At 39.5% G+C, this 18,747-nt stretch carries 22 protein-coding genes; 20 read left to right on the top strand and 2 right to left on the bottom strand.

All coding sequences use genetic code 11. From position 1 onward, the window contains the following. Both CL181_RS12435 and CL181_RS12430 read left to right on the top strand, forming a co-directional pair. Positions 1-447, top strand: a complete 447-nt coding sequence (locus CL181_RS12435) for a DUF488 family protein (protein WP_097299631.1) — start codon at positions 1-3, stop codon at positions 445-447. Between the two features lie 36 nt (positions 448-483). Beyond that, on the top strand, positions 484-1,281 hold the full coding sequence (locus tag CL181_RS12430; RefSeq protein ID WP_097299630.1) for a DUF488 family protein: 798 nt from the start codon (positions 484-486) through the stop codon (positions 1,279-1,281). Positions 1,282-1,408: 127 nt separating this feature from the next. Here the strand turns inward: CL181_RS12430 and CL181_RS12425 are convergent, their stop codons facing one another. Beyond that, positions 1,409-4,078, bottom strand: a complete 2,670-nt coding sequence (locus tag CL181_RS12425; RefSeq protein ID WP_097299629.1) for a calcium-transporting P-type ATPase, PMR1-type — start codon at positions 4,076-4,078, stop codon at positions 1,409-1,411. Positions 4,079-4,185: 107 nt separating this feature from the next. Here CL181_RS12425 and larB point away from each other — a divergent pair, with 107 nt between their 5' ends. The 16 genes from larB to thiC all read left to right on the top strand — a co-directional run bounded on the left by larB (position 4,186) and on the right by thiC (position 14,913). After that, the gene (gene larB, locus CL181_RS12420) at positions 4,186-4,956 is read left to right on the top strand and encodes a nickel pincer cofactor biosynthesis protein LarB (RefSeq protein WP_097299645.1); all 771 of its coding nucleotides are present in this window, start codon (positions 4,186-4,188) and stop codon (positions 4,954-4,956) included. Between the two features lie 45 nt (positions 4,957-5,001). Beyond that, positions 5,002-5,442 carry an NfeD family protein gene (locus CL181_RS12415; RefSeq protein ID WP_097299628.1) on the top strand — a complete coding sequence of 147 codons (441 nt, stop codon included), beginning with the start codon at positions 5,002-5,004 and terminating at the stop codon, positions 5,440-5,442. A 1-nt stretch (position 5,443) separates the two neighbouring features. Beyond that, on the top strand, positions 5,444-6,544 hold the full coding sequence (locus tag CL181_RS12410) for an SPFH domain-containing protein (protein WP_097299627.1): 1,101 nt from the start codon (positions 5,444-5,446) through the stop codon (positions 6,542-6,544). A 19-nt stretch (positions 6,545-6,563) separates the two neighbouring features. After that, the gene (locus CL181_RS12405) at positions 6,564-6,995 is read left to right on the top strand and encodes a GNAT family N-acetyltransferase (protein ID WP_097299626.1); all 432 of its coding nucleotides are present in this window, start codon (positions 6,564-6,566) and stop codon (positions 6,993-6,995) included. Positions 6,996-7,226: 231 nt separating this feature from the next. Further along, complete coding sequence (locus tag CL181_RS12400; RefSeq protein WP_141398898.1) at positions 7,227-7,430, top strand: hypothetical protein; 204 nt, start codon at positions 7,227-7,229, stop codon at positions 7,428-7,430. A 54-nt stretch (positions 7,431-7,484) separates the two neighbouring features. Next, positions 7,485-8,714 carry a translation initiation factor IF-2 subunit gamma gene (locus CL181_RS12395; protein ID WP_097299624.1) on the top strand — a complete coding sequence of 410 codons (1,230 nt, stop codon included), beginning with the start codon at positions 7,485-7,487 and terminating at the stop codon, positions 8,712-8,714. Further along, on the top strand, positions 8,711-9,079 hold the full coding sequence (locus CL181_RS12390) for a PIN domain-containing protein (RefSeq protein WP_097299623.1): 369 nt from the start codon (positions 8,711-8,713) through the stop codon (positions 9,077-9,079). The genes CL181_RS12395 and CL181_RS12390 overlap by 4 nt, the downstream gene beginning before the upstream one ends. Positions 9,080-9,100: 21 nt before the next feature. Beyond that, positions 9,101-9,745 (top strand): DNA-directed RNA polymerase, encoded by a 645-nt coding sequence (locus CL181_RS12385; protein ID WP_097299622.1) that lies wholly within the window; start codon positions 9,101-9,103, stop codon positions 9,743-9,745. After that, a complete protein-coding gene (gene spt4 / locus CL181_RS12380) occupies positions 9,746-9,934 on the top strand; it encodes a transcription elongation factor subunit Spt4 (RefSeq protein ID WP_097299621.1) in 189 nt (62 codons plus the stop codon). A 1-nt stretch (position 9,935) separates the two neighbouring features. Then, positions 9,936-10,469, top strand: a complete 534-nt coding sequence (locus CL181_RS12375; protein WP_255251559.1) for a GTP-dependent dephospho-CoA kinase family protein — start codon at positions 9,936-9,938, stop codon at positions 10,467-10,469. Positions 10,470-10,471: 2 nt separating this feature from the next. Beyond that, positions 10,472-10,816 (top strand): 30S ribosomal protein S24e, encoded by a 345-nt coding sequence (locus CL181_RS12370; protein WP_097299620.1) that lies wholly within the window; start codon positions 10,472-10,474, stop codon positions 10,814-10,816. Continuing rightward, positions 10,813-10,992: a 30S ribosomal protein S27ae gene (locus tag CL181_RS12365; RefSeq protein ID WP_255251561.1), complete on the top strand. Its 180-nt coding sequence runs from the start codon at positions 10,813-10,815 to the stop codon at positions 10,990-10,992. Before CL181_RS12370 ends, CL181_RS12365 begins: the two co-directional genes overlap by 4 nt. Positions 10,993-11,102: 110 nt before the next feature. Continuing rightward, positions 11,103-11,402 carry a hypothetical protein gene (locus tag CL181_RS12360; RefSeq protein WP_097299618.1) on the top strand — a complete coding sequence of 100 codons (300 nt, stop codon included), beginning with the start codon at positions 11,103-11,105 and terminating at the stop codon, positions 11,400-11,402. After that, positions 11,402-11,863 (top strand): archease, encoded by a 462-nt coding sequence (locus CL181_RS12355; protein WP_097299617.1) that lies wholly within the window; start codon positions 11,402-11,404, stop codon positions 11,861-11,863. The genes CL181_RS12360 and CL181_RS12355 overlap by 1 nt, the downstream gene beginning before the upstream one ends. A 225-nt stretch (positions 11,864-12,088) precedes the next feature. Beyond that, on the top strand, positions 12,089-13,549 hold the full coding sequence (locus CL181_RS12350; RefSeq protein WP_097299616.1) for an RtcB family protein: 1,461 nt from the start codon (positions 12,089-12,091) through the stop codon (positions 13,547-13,549). 83 nt (positions 13,550-13,632) lie between these two features. Next, a complete protein-coding gene (thiC, locus tag CL181_RS12345; protein WP_097299615.1) occupies positions 13,633-14,913 on the top strand; it encodes a phosphomethylpyrimidine synthase ThiC in 1,281 nt (426 codons plus the stop codon). Between the two features lie 118 nt (positions 14,914-15,031). On the opposite strand, the gene CL181_RS12340 is transcribed toward thiC, so the two are convergent. Further along, entirely contained in the window at positions 15,032-16,120 is a 1,089-nt protein-coding gene (locus CL181_RS12340) for a hypothetical protein (RefSeq protein WP_097299614.1), read from the bottom strand. A 285-nt stretch (positions 16,121-16,405) separates the two neighbouring features. Between CL181_RS12340 and CL181_RS12335 the strand changes: the two genes are divergently transcribed. Both CL181_RS12335 and CL181_RS12330 read left to right on the top strand, forming a co-directional pair. Continuing rightward, positions 16,406-17,077, top strand: coding sequence for a hypothetical protein (locus CL181_RS12335; protein ID WP_097299613.1), 672 nt, complete (start codon positions 16,406-16,408; stop codon positions 17,075-17,077). Positions 17,078-17,248: 171 nt separating this feature from the next. Next, the gene (locus tag CL181_RS12330) at positions 17,249-18,658 is read left to right on the top strand and encodes a hypothetical protein (RefSeq protein ID WP_097299612.1); all 1,410 of its coding nucleotides are present in this window, start codon (positions 17,249-17,251) and stop codon (positions 18,656-18,658) included. Positions 18,659-18,747 lie beyond the last annotated feature (89 nt).

The raw sequence follows: 18,747 nt of genomic DNA, 5'->3' as shown, positions 1-18,747 counted from the left end.
ATGGATGAAAAGAAGGAAGTATATACTATTGGTTTTGCAAAAAAATCTGCAGAAGATTTAATTAATAAATTGAAAAGCCATACTATAACAAAAATTTTAGATATTAGATTAAGCCCAAATTCACAACAAGCAGGTTATGCAAAACAAGATACTTTAGAATATATACTTAGATTGAATGGTATTAAATATGAACATAATATTTTATTAGCTCCAACAAAAGAAATTTTAGAACATTATAGAAAAGAAGGAGATTGGGAAAAATATGAAATAAATTTCAATTTATTACTTGAATATAGAGAATCAAACTTAAAAATTAATCTGGATGATAAAGAAAATGAACGGATATGTTTATTATGTACCGAATCAGAACATAATAAATGTCATAGAAGATTAGTAGCAGAATATTTGGCAAAAAAATTGAAAAATATTACCATAATTCATATATAATAACATTTACAATGAAAAATTTGAAGTGATATTTTAATGGTAAAGATTTCAGCAGAAATAGATGAAGAATTGAAAAATCAATTTAAGGGTCTTGCAATTGAGAAATATGGAAAAAAAAAGAATGTTTTAGCTTTAGCTTTAAAGGAAGCGATTGATAGATGGATTTCAGAATTTAAGCTTCCTAATAAAACTTTTGAAGATTTTAGCGATTCGAAAGTATCGAATCAAAAAAGTGCTATCACAGTAATCGAAGTTTCTTCTAACAATTTATTGGAATCAAAAGAACCGATAAAAGATTTACAAGATATTGATCTAAAACTACTTTATACTATCGGATACCAAAATAAAAATATAAATCTTTTTATAGAACTCTTAAAGAAAAAAGAAATAAAGACCCTTGTAGATATTAGACGGAATATAAATAGTAAGAAAGAAAATTTTTCTGGAGTTGAATTAGACCATATACTTCGTCAGCATAAAATAACATATGTATCTTTATCATTATTAGGCCCTCCCCCAGAGATGCGCTACGAATTGTACGATACTAAAAATTATCCTGTTTTTTTTGAAAAATTTAAAAATTATTTAAACAATAATATAAATTATTTAGAGAAAATAAATAAACTTACATTTCCAATATGTCTTTTATGCTATGAGGATAAAGCATCGGAATGTCATAGAAGTGTAGTGGCTGAGAAATTAAAAGAACTTAATAATAAATGGATAATTGAGCATATCGAATTAACTAAAAAAGATTTGACATATAAAAAAGATCTGACAAGCTTTGATATAAAGATTGAAACTGTCAAGAATGAAATGAGCATAAATGGATAATTCTCAAGTCATAGATATCTTGATAATTATCATTGATATTCAGGATTTTATATTCCTGTCGATTTGATTTATCTGATTTCTCCATTTTAGATAAAGGCAAGAATCCATCATAGATAAATATATCTCATCAAGCATATTTAGATTCAATGCGTTTTGCTGCTTCCACAAAGATCAGCGTTGTTGATGCAAGAATTAATATGAGCCCCCAATCAGCAATGCCAAGAGGCATCGTGCTAAAAGGACCATTCAGGGAAGGAGTGTAAATAACCAGAAGCTGTAACAAGATCGTGCTTGCAACAGCATAAATAAGCATCCTGTTTGACAAAAAACCTATACTGAAAACACTGAGCTTCTCAGAGCGCCAGTTGAACGCATTGAACATCATTGAGATAACGATCAAAGTAAAAACCATTGTCTGCGCTTTCACAATTCCGGAGTTGTCAAGCGTCCACTTAAAAATAAAGAGAGCTTGAATTGCTATCAAAGCCCCCACTCCTGAACTATAAAGGAGCACTCTTTTTGTAATTATCCCTTCATCCCGCTTCCTGGGTGGCTGCTTCATTAGCCCGATATCCGGGGGTTCGACTGAAAGCGCCATGGGTGGAAGGCCATCAGTGATCAGGTTTATCCAGAGTATCTGAATTGCAATAAGCGGCAGTGTTTGCCATGCAAGCATCGCAATAAGCACAATAAGCACTTCCCCGATATGACATCCAAGCCCATACAATACAAAATTCCTGATATTCTTGTATATGTTTCTTCCTTCCTCGATCGCAGCTACAATGGATGCAAAATTGTCATCTGTAAGGATCATATCCGACGCTTCCTTGCTGACCGCAGTTCCGGTTATCCCCATGGAAATGCCAATATCCGCAGCCTTTAAAGCAGGTGCATCGTTTACACCATCACCTGTCATTGCTACAACATGCTCTTTCTTTTTTAATGCGTCAATTATTCGCATTTTATGTGCGGGTGAAACCCTGGCATATACGGAGACTTTCTCAACAATATTATCAAGTCCTTTATCATCCAGGTTATCAAGTTTCACGCCTGTCAGCACCATTTCTCCTTCTTCAAGCAATCCTAAGTCCTTTGCAATAACAGAACCTGTGATTTCATGATCACCTGTTATCATAATTGTCTTTATTCCAGCCTGTTTGCATGTTGCAATTGCCTCTTTTACCTCTTCCCTCGGCGGATCGATCATACCTGCAAGCCCTGCAAAAATCATATTTTTCTCAGTATCATTGTTAACTGAGCCGTTCTCAAAATGTTTGTATGAAAAAGCCATTATTCGAAGCGCTTTTTTTGCCATCATTTTGACTGTATCATGAATATTTTCTTTCTCAGTACTGCCAAGATCAACAATAGAACCGTTATGATAAATGCGGGTGCATGAATCCAGTATTACTTCAGGTGCGCCTTTTGAATATGCATAAAGCCCTTCAGGTGTTTCGCATATCGTTGTCATCATTTTCCGCTCTGATGAAAATGGGATCTCACCTGTACGCCGATATTTTGTTTCAATTTCCTGTTTATGTATCCCGGCCTTGGCAGCGGCAACAACAAGGGCTCCTTCTGTGGGATCGCCTTTTATATGCCATACCGAATTATCATTTATAATCTTAGAATCGTTGCACAGGGCACTTATCAGGAGTAAATTTTTAAGATCATTGTATTTTTCCGGCTCAATTTTCCGGTTACCCTCAAGAAAATTCCCCTCAGGTTCATAACCTGCACCTGTGACTTCAAGCATTCTGCCATCAACAAATATCTTCGTGACTGTCATTTCATCATGGGTTAACGTTCCTGTTTTATCGGAACAAATTACTGTAGTCGCACCCAGTGTTTCCACCGATGGCAGTTTCCTGATAAGGGCATGGCGCTTTACCATTCTTCGCACCCCGAGTGCAAGACATACTGTAACAACAGCAGGAAGGGCCTCAGGAACAGCGGCGACCGCAAGTGCAACACCCCAGATGAACATTTCAATAATCTCAAATCCACTCAGGACTCCGAGAATTGATACAACTGCAACAACAACAAGAGTAATTATTCCGATCCACTTCCCTAACCTGTCCAGGCTTTCCTGCAAAGGTGTTCTTTCTCTTTCGATCTTTCCCAGCATCCCTGCGATCCTGCCAAGTTCAGTTTGCATGCCAGTAGCAGTAACAACAGCTTTTCCCCTTCCGATTGAAACCGATGTTCCCGTGTAAGCCATATTATTTCTATCAGCCACCGGGAGTTCTTCTTCTAATGCGTCTGTTTTTTTCCGGACGGAAACCGATTCTCCTGTAAGTGATGCCTCATTTATTTCCAGATTGATAGCTTCAATAAGGCGGGAATCTGCAGGTATCCCGTCACCTGTTTGCAAAAAAATAATATCCCCGGGCACGATCTTTGCTGCTGGTATTGTTGATTCCCTGCCATCCCTTACGACCCGTGCGGTTGGGGCTGCCATCTTCTTTAATGCATCTATTGCATTTTGCGCCCTGTATTCCTGGATAAAACCAAGGATACCGGAGAATATGACTATCAACAAAATTATTATAGAATCAGCGATCTCTCCCAGCAAAGCAGATACGACCGCTGCTGCCAGCAATATAATGATCAGGAAACTCTTGAACTGGGATAACAGCATTTCAAGGCGTGATACTTTTTTTTCTTCAATAATTTCATTCTGCCCGTATTTATTCAGGCGCGTTGCAGCATCCTGTTCTGTAAGTCCTTCAGTTGAAGTACCCAGCGATCCGAGAACCGATTTGATATCCTGTGCATAATATTTGTTTGGCGTTATGTCGGTCAGATGTAAAATCCCCTTGATTCAGTAACTAAATTAACGCATCATATAATAAATTTTGATGTATGCAAAAAAATAAGGGATATGTCAGCATTATCCAGTGCATGGATATATCTGATATATTAAAAAAAGTGAAAAATAACGATCTAAGTCTTGATGAAGCAGAAAAGCAGCTTCGCATCATAAACTTCGAATTATTATCAGATATTGCAAAGGTGGATGTTCATCGCGCAAAGAGAGTGGGTATTCCCGAAGCCATAATCGCTGACTGCAAGACCAGTGAAGATGTAGTTTCAATTGCACGGGTTCATTTAAAAAATGAAGGCCGTGCAATAATAACCCGGGCGTGTGAGGATAATTATAATTCATTGGTGTCATTAGCAAATGAAACGAATTCCAGGATCAGGTGGGAAAAACGTGCAAGAATCGTGATAATAGGAGAATCAATAGCCAGAACAGATGGAAGAATAGGTGTTATTTCAGCAGGTACTGCTGATATTCCTGTGGCAGAAGAAGCAAAAGTGATAGCAGAAGAAATGGGCTGTTCTGTAACTGCAATATATGATGTAGGTGTTGCAGGGATACACAGGCTTTTTCCTGAACTGGCAAAACTTGCAAGAGCTGGAGTGGATGCAGTTGTTGTTGCTGCGGGTCGCGAAGGAACACTTCCTTCAATAGTATCGGGTTTAGTTGACGTTCCGGTGATCGGGGTTCCTGTATCAACGGGATATGGCGCAGGGGGAAAGGGCGATGCTGCGCTATTATCCATGCTCCAGTCCTGTTCTGTTCTTGCTGTAGTTAATATAGATGCGGGTTTTGTGGCCGGGGCTTTTGCAGCCAGGATCGCAAATCTGGCTGCCAAAAATCGAAAATAGGTATTCATAAACAAATATATACTATAAGGAACTATCTTAAAGTCTATGGAATTAGACGTCGGTTGGCTGATGATAATTATCGGCCTGGGGCTTCTTATAGTTGAAGCAGCACAACCAGGTTTTTTTGTGGCTGTCCCGGGAACGACACTCATTGTTCTTGGCGTAATCACTCTTTTAATTCCCGAAGTAGCACAGGATTATGCTCCTGCCATAATAGTTATAACTGCACTGGTTTCCAGTATCATCACAATCACTTTTTACCGGAAAATAGCGCCGGGACAAAAACCCCAGACAACAAGTATGGATATCCTGGCAGGAAAGAATGGAGTGGTCGTGAAAACAGTTCATCCCGGATCAATTTCAGGAAAAATCGAAATCGGAAACCAGATATGGAGCGCAACTTCAGATAGCGTAATTGAAGAAGGAAAGAAAGTAATTGTCATAAACTCAGAAGGAGTTCATTTAAGAGTAAAGGAGGAGATGTAAAATGGCATATGAAATGTTTATAGCGATATTTATCGCAGTAGCAATATTGATACTGTTTATTTCAGGGGTTGCGATCATACAGCCTTATGAACAGGCTTTATGGATAGTTCTGGGACAGTATAAAAAACGGTTAAATCCTGGTTTTAACTGGGTGTTTCCATTGATAAGCGATGTCATAAGGCTTGACCTGAGGACACAGGTTCTTGATGTCCCGCGACAGGAAGTCATTACCAAGGATAACTCGCCCACCAATGTTGATGCAATTGTTTATATCAGGGTCATAGATCCTGAAAAAGCATATTTTGAAGTTGTCAATTATCATGTTGCGGTGCTATCACTTGCGCAGACCACGCTTAGAAGCGTGGTGGGTGACATGGAACTTGATGAGATCCTTTATAATCGTGATTTTATTAACACAAAACTCCGTGATATTCTTGACCATTCCACCGATGCATGGGGTGTTAAGGTAGAAGCTGTGGAGATACGGGAAGTCGATCCTGTCGGCACAGTAAAGGGTGCTATGGAGGAACAGACATCTGCTGAAAGGAAGCGAAGAGCGGCCATTTTACTTGCAGACGGCCAGAAGAAAGCCGCGATCCTTCAGGCAGAAGGCTCCAAGCAGGCAAATATATTGAATGCCGAAGGTGTGAGGCAGTCAAAGATCCTGGAAGCGGAAGGTGAAAGGGTTTCACAGATATTGAGGGCACAGGGAGAAGCACAGGGACTAAGGATACTTTCAGTTGGTTCAGTGCCTCTTGACAAGAAAGCGCTGACTGTTCTGACTATGGATATGATGAAAAGCGTGGCAAATGGCCAGGCCACCAAAATCATTTTCCCGATGGAGATTTCAAAGATGATCGAACAGGCTGCAAAATACCTTGGAGCTTCCGAGAAGATCCAGGAAATCGGGTCGCCTATGGATACGGAAAAGATCGTTGGTACAGCAGATGAAGTGCTTGGAAGGATACCAAGGCCGGAGGAGCTAAGACAGGAGCTTCAAAGCATTGAAAAGGAGATGGCCCGCGAAACTGAAGAGAGTTTGAAACAGGCAGAGAAGATCAAAAGCTCTGATCTGCCTGAGCCTCCAAAAAAGAGAATATAAAAATAAGAATTAAATCTGAATGGATACCGGCATCAGAAAGGCAACACAGGCAGATTTGAAGGATATTAAAACTATCCTTTCTTTTTATTATCTTGACACAGGAAATGTTGAAAAAAACCTGCCTGAATTCATAGTTGCACAAACGAATAATAAGATAATAGGCTGCGCATGTCTTGATCTGGGGGATGTGATAGAATTGCGTTCCATTGCCATACTTCCATCTTATCGGAACAAGGGTGTGGGTTCAAAACTCGTGGATGTTATCTTAAAACACGCGCATGATCTGACGGATATCGTTTATCTTCGTACTACATCACCTGTTTTCTTTGAAAAGAAAGGATTTACAAAGCTTCAAAATAGCGAGAAAAAAATCATCTGGAAAGATTGCGCGCAGTGTGATAAATATGATATTTGCAGGCAAACCGCCATGAAAAACCTTTTAACTCCATAATTCAATTTCTATATAATGTTTGATAAAGAAGAATTTGAGCGCTGGATGGCGCAGGCCTCTAATACACTAATTTCTGCCCGCCAGGACCATTGCGCAAAAAGTTTTAACTGGTGCTGAAAAGATATGTGATTTTTGCATAATATGTGGAAAGAAGTATGAATAAAGTCGAGGATATCCTAAAAGTCGTAGGTATCTTAAAGGAATATTCAAATACTGTATCTTCAAAATTTGGTGAAGATAGAGAAAAGGAACCCTCTGGCTCTTGATGCAATTGCTGAAGGAAGAGTTATCAAAGACAATGGTTTTTGGGATATGGCAATAAAGAAGTTCAATGAAACTAAAACAAAGTATGAACTAATAAAGAATAAAAAGCACTGGATATCCCTGAGAATGCAAAAGAGTTTATTAGAAAAGCGAAAAGAAACTTCACTGTAAAAGCCATTAAATACAAAGAGCCTAATGTAGGAACATCATTTTCGGAGGATTTCATTGCAACCTGTTGTAAATATTGGCATTGTAGGACACGTTGATCACGGCAAGACAACTCTTGTCAAGGCACTTTCAGGCGTCTGGACTGACCGGCATAGCGAAGAGATAAAACGAGGCATTTCAATCCGGCTTGGTTATGCGGATATCGTGTTAAGGAAATGCCCTAACTGTTCTGAACCTGAATGTTTTACTGTTAAAGAAGTATGTGAGATATGCGGTGCTAAAACAAATGTGCTTCGTTCAATATCATTTGTGGATTCCCCCGGTCATGAAACATTGATGGCGACCATGTTATCAGGCGCAGCTCTTATGGATGGCGCGCTTCTTGTTATTGCGGCAAATGAAAATTGTCCCCAGCCGCAGACAAAAGAGCATCTGATGGCATTGAATATCCTCGGGATAAAGAATATTATTATTATCCAGAACAAGATCGACATTGTCCCGCGCGAAAAAGTGCTTGAAAATTACAATCAGATAAAGGCTTTCGTAAAAGGTACGGTTGCGGAGAATGCTCCGGTCATACCTGTTTCTGCCCAGCAGAATGCAAATATAGATCTGGTCATCGAAGCTATTGAAAAATATATCCCCACCCCGGAACATGATCTTAAAAAATCACCTTTGATGTTCGTTGCACGTTCTTTCGACATAAACAGGCCTGGTACTCTTCCTGAAGATCTAAAAGGAGGCGCGATCGGAGGTTCCCTGAATTGCGGTATTTTCAGGCCCGATGATGAAATTGAAATGAGACCTGGAAGAAAAGTCGAAACTGGCGGAACTGTCAAATGGGTTCCAATAAAAACTGTTATCACAACTATCCATGCAGGGAAAGATGAGCTGGAAGAAGCAAGACCGGGAGGACTTATTGGAATTGGCACTAAACTTGATCCCTCGATCACAAAAAGCGATGCGCTTGTGGGGCAGGTCGCAGGTATCCCGGGAAAATTACCGCCGACTATAGAAGGTTTTGTAATGGAAACAAAACTTCTTGAACGTGTTGTCGGGGTAAGTGATGAATCTACAGTTGAACCGATACGTTCGAATGAACCTTTAATGCTGAATCTGGGAACAGCGACGACGATTGGTGTAGTCACAAGCGCAAGGCCTATGGATGCAGAAGTCAAGCTCAAAAGGCCAATATGCGCAGATAAAGGCTCCCATATCGCGATCAGCAGGCGTGTAGGCGCGCGCTGGAGGCTTATCGGTTCAGGCATATTGAAAGAATATAAATGAGATCAAAAGTGATCATAGATACAAATGGTTTGATGATCCCGGGACAGTTCGGAATAGATATATTCTCCGAATTGCAGCAATTGGGTTTTTTTTCATATATTGTTCCAAGCGCTTCTGTAAAGGAGCTTGAAAAGATCGTGTCGACAGGGCGCGGCAAGGACAGGACTGCTGCCAAAATAGCATTATCTTTATTGGAGAGGTGTACTATAATTGACAGGAACGGGTATGCAGATGATATTATAATAGACCTGGCGGTTGGTATGGGCGCGGCAGTTCTTACCAATGATATAGAATTAAAGAAAAGATTATGTAGTAAGGGAGTTACTAATGTGTATCTTCGAGATAGAACTCGTTTAAGTATATAATACCTTTTTAAGAGGATTTAGATGTATAAAAAAATGAGATTAGCAGATACGGTGAGGATTGCACCAGAATTACTTGGTGAACCAGTTGAGCAGGCAGTAAAAATCGCTTTGCGGGAAAAACTTGAAGGACTTGTTGACAAAAGGATGGGTGCGATAGTTGCGGTCAAGGATATTATTGAAGTTGGAGAGGGACATATACTTGCCGGGGATGGAGGAGTATATTATGATGTAGTTTTTGATGCATTGACTTTCATGCCTGAACTCCAGGAGATCATCGAAGGCAGCGTAGTTGAAGTAGTCCAGTTCGGAGTATTTGTAGGAATTGGTCCTCTTGATGGCCTTGTGCATGTAAGCCAGCTGACTGATGAATTCGTTACTTATGATGAGAAAAATTCCCGCCTGATAACAAAGGAATCCGGCCGTTCGGTCACAGAGGGAGACCGCATAAGAGCAAGGATAATCGCTGTTAGCCTTAATGAGCGTGAACCCAGGGACAGCAAGATCGGCCTCACCATGCGCCAGCATGCACTTGGCAAGATGGAGTGGATCGAAGAAGCCCGAAAACCCAGGGAAGAAACCGAAGACAAAGGAAAGTCTAAGAAGAAAAAGAAAGAAGACTTGCCAAAACCCGAAAACCAGGATGGATCCAAACCAGAGGGAGCATAAATGCCGGAGAATGTTTGCAGAGAATGCCACAGGATAGTGAAAAAAAGCCAGGTCTGCTCATATTGCAATTCAACGGCTCTTACCAGCGATTGGAGCGGTTATGTAGTAATAATCGACCCCGAAAAATCACAAATTGCAAAAAGACTTGGAGTCAAATTACCCGGTGAATATGCGTTGAAGGTCAGGTAACTTGAAAGGATATCGCCTGCCTGTTGAGTTAAGAGATGAACTCAGGCAACTCCACGGAGAATTATATCCCGGAGATGGGATCGAGACTACAAAAAAAATCATCCATGATCTGGAAAATTGTACTAAAGTAATATCTGTCGGCGATATTGTCACATTCAATCTTCTAAATGCCGGTCTTATTCCCGATATATCATTTGTTGATAATAAGACAAAACGCAGCCCTGTTTCCGATCAGATTACACAGGGAACAAAGCATGGTCATTTCAGTACCATAACTGTGGAAAGCCCACCTGGAATAATAACGGAAGAACTATTGCAGGAAATCCAGGCGGCTATGAGATCCGATAAACACATACAGATTGTCATCAAGGGTGAAGAAGATCTGGCAGCTCTTCCTGCGATCGCCATGGCGCCCATATCATCAGTAATTATATATGGTTTGCCTGACAAAGGGGCGGTAGTTGTCCGCGTTACCGAGGATAAGAAGAAAGAAATACAATTATTACTTAATCGAATGAAATTTAAGGAGAAATAATAATGGAAATCCAAATTATCAAAGATAAGACAAATCCCTTGTTAAAAAGACGAGAGATTTCGGTTGCTGTAAAAAATAAAACAACAGCTACGAGAATAGAATTAAAGAACAAACTTGCAGCTCTGCTCAATTCCAAGCCGGAATTGATCGTGGTTGAGCATCTAGATACGATATATGGGAAGCAGGAAATGGTCGGGACAGTGTCCCTTTACGAGACAGAAGAACGCCTGAAACAACTTGCTCACCAGCACCTGATCGCAAGGGATGCGCCCAGGGTAGTTGAAGGACAAGCTGCAGAGGCAGCACCTGTTGCAGCCCCGGTCGAACCTAAACCTGAAGCTAAATAAAGAAAAAGAAAAATAAAGGGATTTCAATGGCAATAAATAAATTCTACAAAATCAGCGGAAATAAAGCAGAAAAGGTAAAACCCTCATGCCCAAGATGCGGACCAGGGATATTTCTTGGTGAACACAAGAACCGCAATTCTTGCGGTAAGTGCGGTTACACCGAATTCAAGAAATAATCTTTTTTTCATTTATTTTAATTATCCACAAATAGTATTTTCGATTGCATTATTTTTGGAGTTATATGCTAAATTAGATATGCTCGTAGTTACAACTCTAAAGACTGATTATGCTAACCCTGAGAGTCCAGCACGAACTTGAATTGTTAAAAAGGCATCTCATCATTCTAAAGAAAGTGATATATAGCGGACCTATCGGAATATTAAAATTATCTATTGAAACAAATATACCTGACCACCTTGTACGATATTCACTGCGTGTTCTTGAGCAGCAGGGTTTGATCACTCCTTCCACGCAGGGCGCTGTTGCCACAAAATCTGCTAAAGAGGCATATTCGGAATTCAGGACAGAGCTTGAAAAGATCGAAGATGTACTTGAGGATATCAAGAGGATCGGATTCGAAGACTGATGGACGGGGAAAAGAGCGTTGGAAAATATGAAGGAAAATACGAATATCTGTACCACATAGCAGATGCCAAGTTCAGGGCTTTTGGCCTTACACTTGAAGAAGCATTTGGGAATGCTGCGCTTGCCCTGTTCAATGTGATGATAGATACATCAAATCTGCAGGCCAGCGAGGAAAGAAATATCGAATTAACATCCTCTGATATTAAAATGCTTCTTGTTGACTGGCTATCCGAATTATTATACCTGTTTGAAGTCGATGAGATCATATTCTTTGAATTCAGGATTGAAAAAATCGAGAAAACAGGCGAGGGTTTTTCATTGAAGGGGATAGCATCGGGTGTGCCAATTGACCTTTCGAACCATAAATTCGATACACAGGTGAAAGCTGTGACTTTACATGAACTTGAGGTGGAACAGGATGAGACAGGGAGATTCCGGGTTCAGGTTGTTGTAGATACCTGAAATTGACTCGAAATTGCATCAAACTTAATAACTTTGCGACGAATAAGGATATTAATCAACCATTTTATATTGATATTAAATTGATCTTTGCGACTTTAGCGCTCTTTGCGGTGGTTGGGGTTTTATTCATCCCAAAGTCGGCTATGAACCAACTTCATAGATGAATATGAAAAAAACTGTGAAAATCAACAACGAACGCAAAGCAAGGACAAGGAAGGTATAACTATGTCAGAAGTAAGTACAAACGATGTTGCAAGCATCCTCAAGAAAGTTAATGATTACATATGGGACATACCCATGGATTACAAACCCGGTATGAGAGTGCCCGGGCGCATTTTTGTTTCATCTCAATTGCTTGATAGCCTTGAACTTGACACACTTACCCAGGTTTCAAATGTTGCAACCCTTCCGGGTATCCAGAAATTCGCCATGGCAATGCCTGATGCGCATTCAGGTTATGGTTTTCCCATCGGGGGAGTTGCGGCTTTTGACAGGGATACAGGTATTATAAGCCCGGGTGGTGTTGGATACGATATCAATTGCGGGGTCAGGATAATCAAAACAAATCTCATGGTGGATGAAGTGCGCCCCAGGATGAAAGAACTCATCGAGCTTCTTTTCCATGAAATCCCATCAGGCGTGGGCTCAAAAAGCAAACTTCGCGCCTCAGAGAGCGAACTGACAGATGCATTCCTTCACGGCGCCAGATGGGCAGTGGAAAGCGGATATGGAGTGAAAGAAGATATCGAGCATTGTGAGGAGAATGGTTACATGAAAATAGCCGATCCTGCAAAAGTTAGTGAGAAGGCGCGAAAAAGAGGTAAACCACAGTTCGGCACGCTTGGCAGCGGCAACCATTTCCTTGAAGTGCAATATGTGGATGAAGTGTATGAACCTGAAGTTGCAAAGGTTTTCGGGCTCCATAAAGGCCAGGTCACGGTCATGATACACTGCGGCTCGCGGGGCGCAGGTCACCAGATATGCGATGATTATCTCAAGATACTTGATAAAGCCACACATAAATATGGGATCCAGCTTCCTGACAGGCAGCTTGCCTGTGCGCCTGCTGAATCACAGGAAGGCCAGGACTATTATAAAGCCATGGCTGCTGGCGCCAATTATGCCTGGGCGAACAGGCAGGTGATCACTCACTGGGTAAGGGAAGCATTTACACGCTTTTTCGGACGGGATGATCTTGGAATGGAGCTCATTTACGATGTGGCACATAATGTGGCAAAACTGGAAGAGCATACCATTGACGGTGAAAAAAAGATGGTTTATGTCCACCGGAAGGGCGCTACACGGGCATTTCCTCCCGGGCATCCTGATGTTCCCCGGATTTACAGGAAAGTGGGGCAGCCAGTATTGATCCCGGGCAGTATGGGAACCGCGTCATTTGTGCTGCATGGGACAGAAAAGGCAATGGAACTCACATTCGGAAGCGCATGTCATGGGTCGGGAAGGGTCTCAAGCCGCGGGGCTGCAAAGCATAAATTCCATGGTGAAACTATACAAAAAGATCTGGCAGCAATGGGAATATCTGTCAGGGCCACGCATCCTTCGATAATTGCAGAAGAGGCTCCCGGTGTCTATAAATCAAGCGAAGAAGTTGTTAACGTAGTGCACCAGCTTGGCATAGCCAGAAAAGTCGTAAAGCTCATGCCATTGGGAGTAGCAAAGGGATAATCAACTTTACTTGATTTAAAATCAATTTTTCTGATTGAACATATTTAAGTATAAGCGCTACGTTTCGAAACCCGGTAATTTTTATGAGTCTTATCACTGAAGCAAGAAACGGCAATATTACAGAAGAAATGAAAAAAGTAGCAGAAGTTGAAGGCATTGAACCTGAATTTGTGCGCCGCGGGATAGAAAGCGGGCGAATAGTCATTCCGGTCAGCCCTTATCGCTATACAAAGCCATGCGGCATCGGAAAAGGACTTCGTACAAAAGTTAACGCCTCTATCGGAACATCATCCGATATTGTGGATATCGATATGGAAATCGAGAAAGCCAGGGTTGCAGAAGCAACGGGCGCCGATACCCTGATGGAGCTTTCAACAGGCGGGGATTTTTATGATATCAGGAAAAAGGTCATTGATTCTACGACCCTGTCAGTAGGAAGTGTGCCCCTGTACCAGGCTTTTATAGAAGCGATAAGAAAATACGGTTCTGTTGTGGAGATGAAAGAAGATGATCTGTTTAAAGTCACAGCTGAACAGGCAAAACTTGGCACAAATTTCATGGCGATACATACGGGAATTAACCTTTTCACCGTGGAACGGCTTAAAAAACAGGGGAGATTCGGAGGACTCTGTTCACGCGGGGGAGCTTTTATGACCGCATGGATGCTGCATAATGAGAAAGAAAACCCGCTATACAGCGAATTCGATTATCTCCTTGAGATAATGAAAGAACATGAGGTCACACTCAGCATGGGTAATGGCATGCGTGCAGGTGCGATCCATGATTCCACTGACAGGGCGCAGATCCAGGAACTGATCATGAACTCGGAGTTGTCAGATACGGCGCATGAAGCCGGTGTCCAGACGATTGTCGAAGGGCCAGGTCACATACCTCTTGACGAAATAGAAGCGAACGTAATACTCATGAAGCGTTTAAGCGGCGAGAAGCCTTTCTATATGCTCGGGCCGCTTGTTACAGATATCGCGCCGGGATACGATCATATCGTGGCGGCAATCGGCGCATCTCTCTCAAGCGCTTACGGTGCGGATTTCATCTGTTATGTTACACCGGCTGAACATCTTGCTCTTCCAAATGTGGATGATGTAAGGCAGGGGGTTATAACTGCAAGGATCGCGGCGCATATAGGTGATATGGTCAAGAACAAAGATCGCCAGCGTGATATGGACATGGGAAGAGCAAGGCGAGATCTTCAATGGGAAAAGATGTATGAGCTTGCGATCGACCCCAAATATGCAAAATCAGTAAGAGACAGCCGCTCCCCGGATGACGAAGAAGCATGCACTATGTGCGGGAACTATTGCGCCCTTAAGATCGTAAAACAGAATTTTAATTTTGAACGCTGAAAAAAGAAATTAAAATTTTTGAGAGTTTTATTCGCTGGACTCTTGATTCTTCTTTTTTGAGGGCGTTTCTATTCGTGTTGGTAATTGCCCTAATGTGCCAACACACGCATTGATTCAGTTATAACAAACATTGTTTAGCAAGTTCTTCTGCTCCATTTTTGAGATTAGTTGATATAGATTTAAGACTTGTTGATATGTCCTCTCCCCTTTCAATCTGTATCGCCTGTAATATTCCATGTGTAACTAAACTTGCATTGTGAAACAGAATTAGGTCTTGCTCAGAAAACGGAGAAACAATAGACGGGTCATGTATTTTATTTCTTACTTCGTATGCTTCATGCAAAACTCTGTGAGAAAAATCTCCAAGGATTCCTTTTTCATAGAGATCATCTATTTTTTTTGTGAAACCCCATACCACCTTAATTTCTTGGAAAGCCTTCATATCAATTTCTTCACCAAATGCCACGTTTGAGCCTTCCTTGTATACCTCTTTTCCTGTCCTCAATATGAGCTCATCGGTTCTACCGTCGTCTATTTTTAGACTTATTTTTGTTTTTTCATCGTTAAGTGTTAACGAAAGATAATTTTTTCCTGTTGATAGTTGTATAGTTTTACCATCATCCGTTTTTTCAATTTTTGCGGTTTTTACCCAATCAATACTATAATTCTGTTTTAGAAATTTTATGAGTCTCCATTCATCTTTTTCGTCCCATATAAAATATAGGTCTTTAGCAAAATATAAGAAATCTAATTTACCTTTGAAAACTTTTTTGTATATTTTTAGCTTATTATTTACCTTCTTTATAGTATATTCAGCGGTTTTAACGTTATCGATTTCTAGGTTTGCCTTGGTTTTTTCATCGTTTAATGTTAGTGAAAGATAATTTTTTCCTGTTGATAGTTGTATGGTCTTACCGTCATCCATTTTTTCAATTTTTGCGTTTTTTCCCCAATCAATACCAAAGTTCTTTTTTAGAAATTTTTTGAATATTTCGTTATCGTTTCCTTGGATTCCATCCCAGCTAAACAAATAAATTCCAGTTATCAATACCATCTGAGTGATATTTGATTCAACATCTCTCCAATCATCTATAGGATTGAATAACAAATCTTTTATGCTTTGTTCAATTGACGCTTTGTATATTTCAAAACAAGTTGGACAGAGATTTATTTTTGCAGTTTCATTCAAGTATTCAATGGTTACCATTTAAACCTTAGTTGAAGATTACTAAGGACTATAAATAATAATGCTTTGTTCTCACAAAAATACGTCCCATGAAATCAACGGTCAATTATTGTATATGATCCATACGACAATGGACCCGGCGAAATGTTGCACGTGAGACGTTGTTGAATTGTTCTTAGCTTAATAATAAACAAACACGCCGGACGAACGCAACCATATCAATATAGATTTCAATTTACCAATACGAATTGAAACATAATATATTTATATATATTAGAATAGTTATGTAATAATGTCAAGATAAATATGGCATGTAAAAGCAAACCTTGTAATGTAAAGAAATCAGAAATAGAAAACTCTGGTAAAAATATTGAATGGACAAACTATCCATCCCCAAATGAGAAAAAATTTGGAAATGGGAAATTCTGTTATTTTTATTCTTGCCGAGATGTAGAACTACCTCTCCGAGATTATGTTAAAAAGAAAGAACCTTGTTATGAGAATCAATCGTATAATGAATTTTCTAAATGTAATCAAAATATTATTAAAAACGCCGAGAAGAATGGAATAAGTTATATAATTTTTTTTACAAAATATCAAGGAAATAAGAAATCTGATAATAAAGATTATAGAAATGGATATTTCATTACAGGATTATTCCCTATTTCTGCTACAAGAAAAGTTCAAAGTCGCATTGCTATTAAATCAGACTCTTCTATCTTTCTATCAATCACAGATTCAATAGAATTAAATGAAAAAGTATGGAAAGAATGGTTTAACGAAAAATTCCCGACGGATAAAAAAAGAAGGAATCACAATGGGCATTATATGCGAAAACGCCTTAATAAGAATGACACTGCTATGAAGGCTATTCGTAGCCATTTTGAGAAAAAAAAATCTGAAAATAAATTGGCTGATTATATTGATGAACTGAAAAAAAGAAAGCATAATTACCCAACAAAAAGTTATTTGCAATGAAAGTTAATTACGAAATATAGATTGTTTTTAGTTTCATCAATTAAGTGAAGTGTGTTGCACTTTGAACTAGCTACCAACACGAATTGTAAAGGTCTCTCTGTTTTGAATACTTGACTTCGCCAGATAGCCTATAAAAGGGAAATCACATTTCAGAAGTTTTTGTGAACAACCTTGCATGAAAATGTAACTTTCCCAATAGGCAATATTGTATTGCTCGATAGAATTAAAAAAGATTTTGGTTACTTTGATTTTTTGTTTGGAAAAATTGGTGGAAAAGCCAAGGATTTCCAGAAAATCGTAAAATCATTGATCTACAACAAATTGACAGACAATGTTTCCATTAATCAAATCCCAAATATCTACCCCGATGAAGCCTTTGAATATTTGGGATTGAAAGAAACACCAGCAGAACGAACTTTTTATAGGACAATTGAGCGAGTTGGAGATAAGTTTGAAATTATCTTAGAACTTCATCAGCAATTCCTGGTAAAAAACGATCTCGTCTCAAAAGAACAATTCGTAGATTTCTCGTCAACATATTTTGAAGGAACTAAACCTGAAATGGGTGCTCTAGGTTATTCAAGAGATGGAGCTCCCGGAAAGAAACAAATCACATTTGGGATCAGTACCGGAATCAACAATATTCCAACAGCATTAACAATCCAAAAAGGAAATGTCCAGGATAAAACACATTTCGATCATATTTTCAAAGCTGTATCAAAAGTATTAGGTGAAGGCAGTATTTTGATATTCGATTGTGGAGCCAACACAAAAACAAATAAAAAAATGATTCGCAATGGGGACATTAAATATCATTATCTTACATTGAAAGCTAAGAAAAAGACAAGCTACAAATCAATTATTCAGTTTTTTCTGCAGGAAAAGAAGAAAGGAAACGCAAAAAGATTTGAAATGAACGGTTCTTTTTATGAGTGTGTCAAACTTAAAAAAGAAGATGAAACAAATTATATTTTCTTTTCAGAAAAGCTGTATCAGGAGCAGCTACAAAAAAGAGAGAGAAAATATCTAAAGCTTCTCGAAAAAAACGATAAGGACCTGAAGAAAGTTAAAAAAGGAAAGAAACTTGGCTCAGTCATAACGAAAGACGGTTACATTATTCTGCATGGAAGTATACAAAAAACCCTTGCTCCGATAAGTAATCCTTTCATCAATGGATTGGAGGGATTTTTTGCTCTTGAAAGTTCTGTCGATGATGAACCCGAAAATATTCTTTCTTTGTATAAAGATAGGGATAAAGCTGAAAAATTCATCCGGGGTTTGAAAGATGGGTTAGAGTTGAGACCGATACGACATTGGAGTCCTCTTGCAGTCAAAGGTTATTTGCTGCTTACGTTCCTCACGAATTTCCTTGTCAATTTGACACTTTATTTAGCTAAAAAACCACTGGTCAGAGACATAAGATTACTCAGAAAATTCCTGAACAATTTGACAGTTACTGTTGTATACCCTCCAAATGCCTTCAAATTTAGAGTACTATCCAATATTTCAAATGAAGTGATCAGTATTTTAGGGGATTTTATCAAAAAATATGAAGATAATAGTCTGAAATTACGCTGGTAAAAAGCCATCTGGCAAATTGTATAAAGGGATAAAAATTCACATCACTTAGCCGTAGGTGGCGAAGTCAAGTGAATACTTTACGTGATAAA

The organism is Candidatus Methanoperedens sp. BLZ2 (assembly GCF_002487355.1).
Taxonomy (GTDB): domain Archaea; phylum Halobacteriota; class Methanosarcinia; order Methanosarcinales; family Methanoperedenaceae; genus Methanoperedens.
Note: the sequence above shows the minus strand (reverse complement) of the source record. Positions and strands in the feature narration are given on the sequence as shown.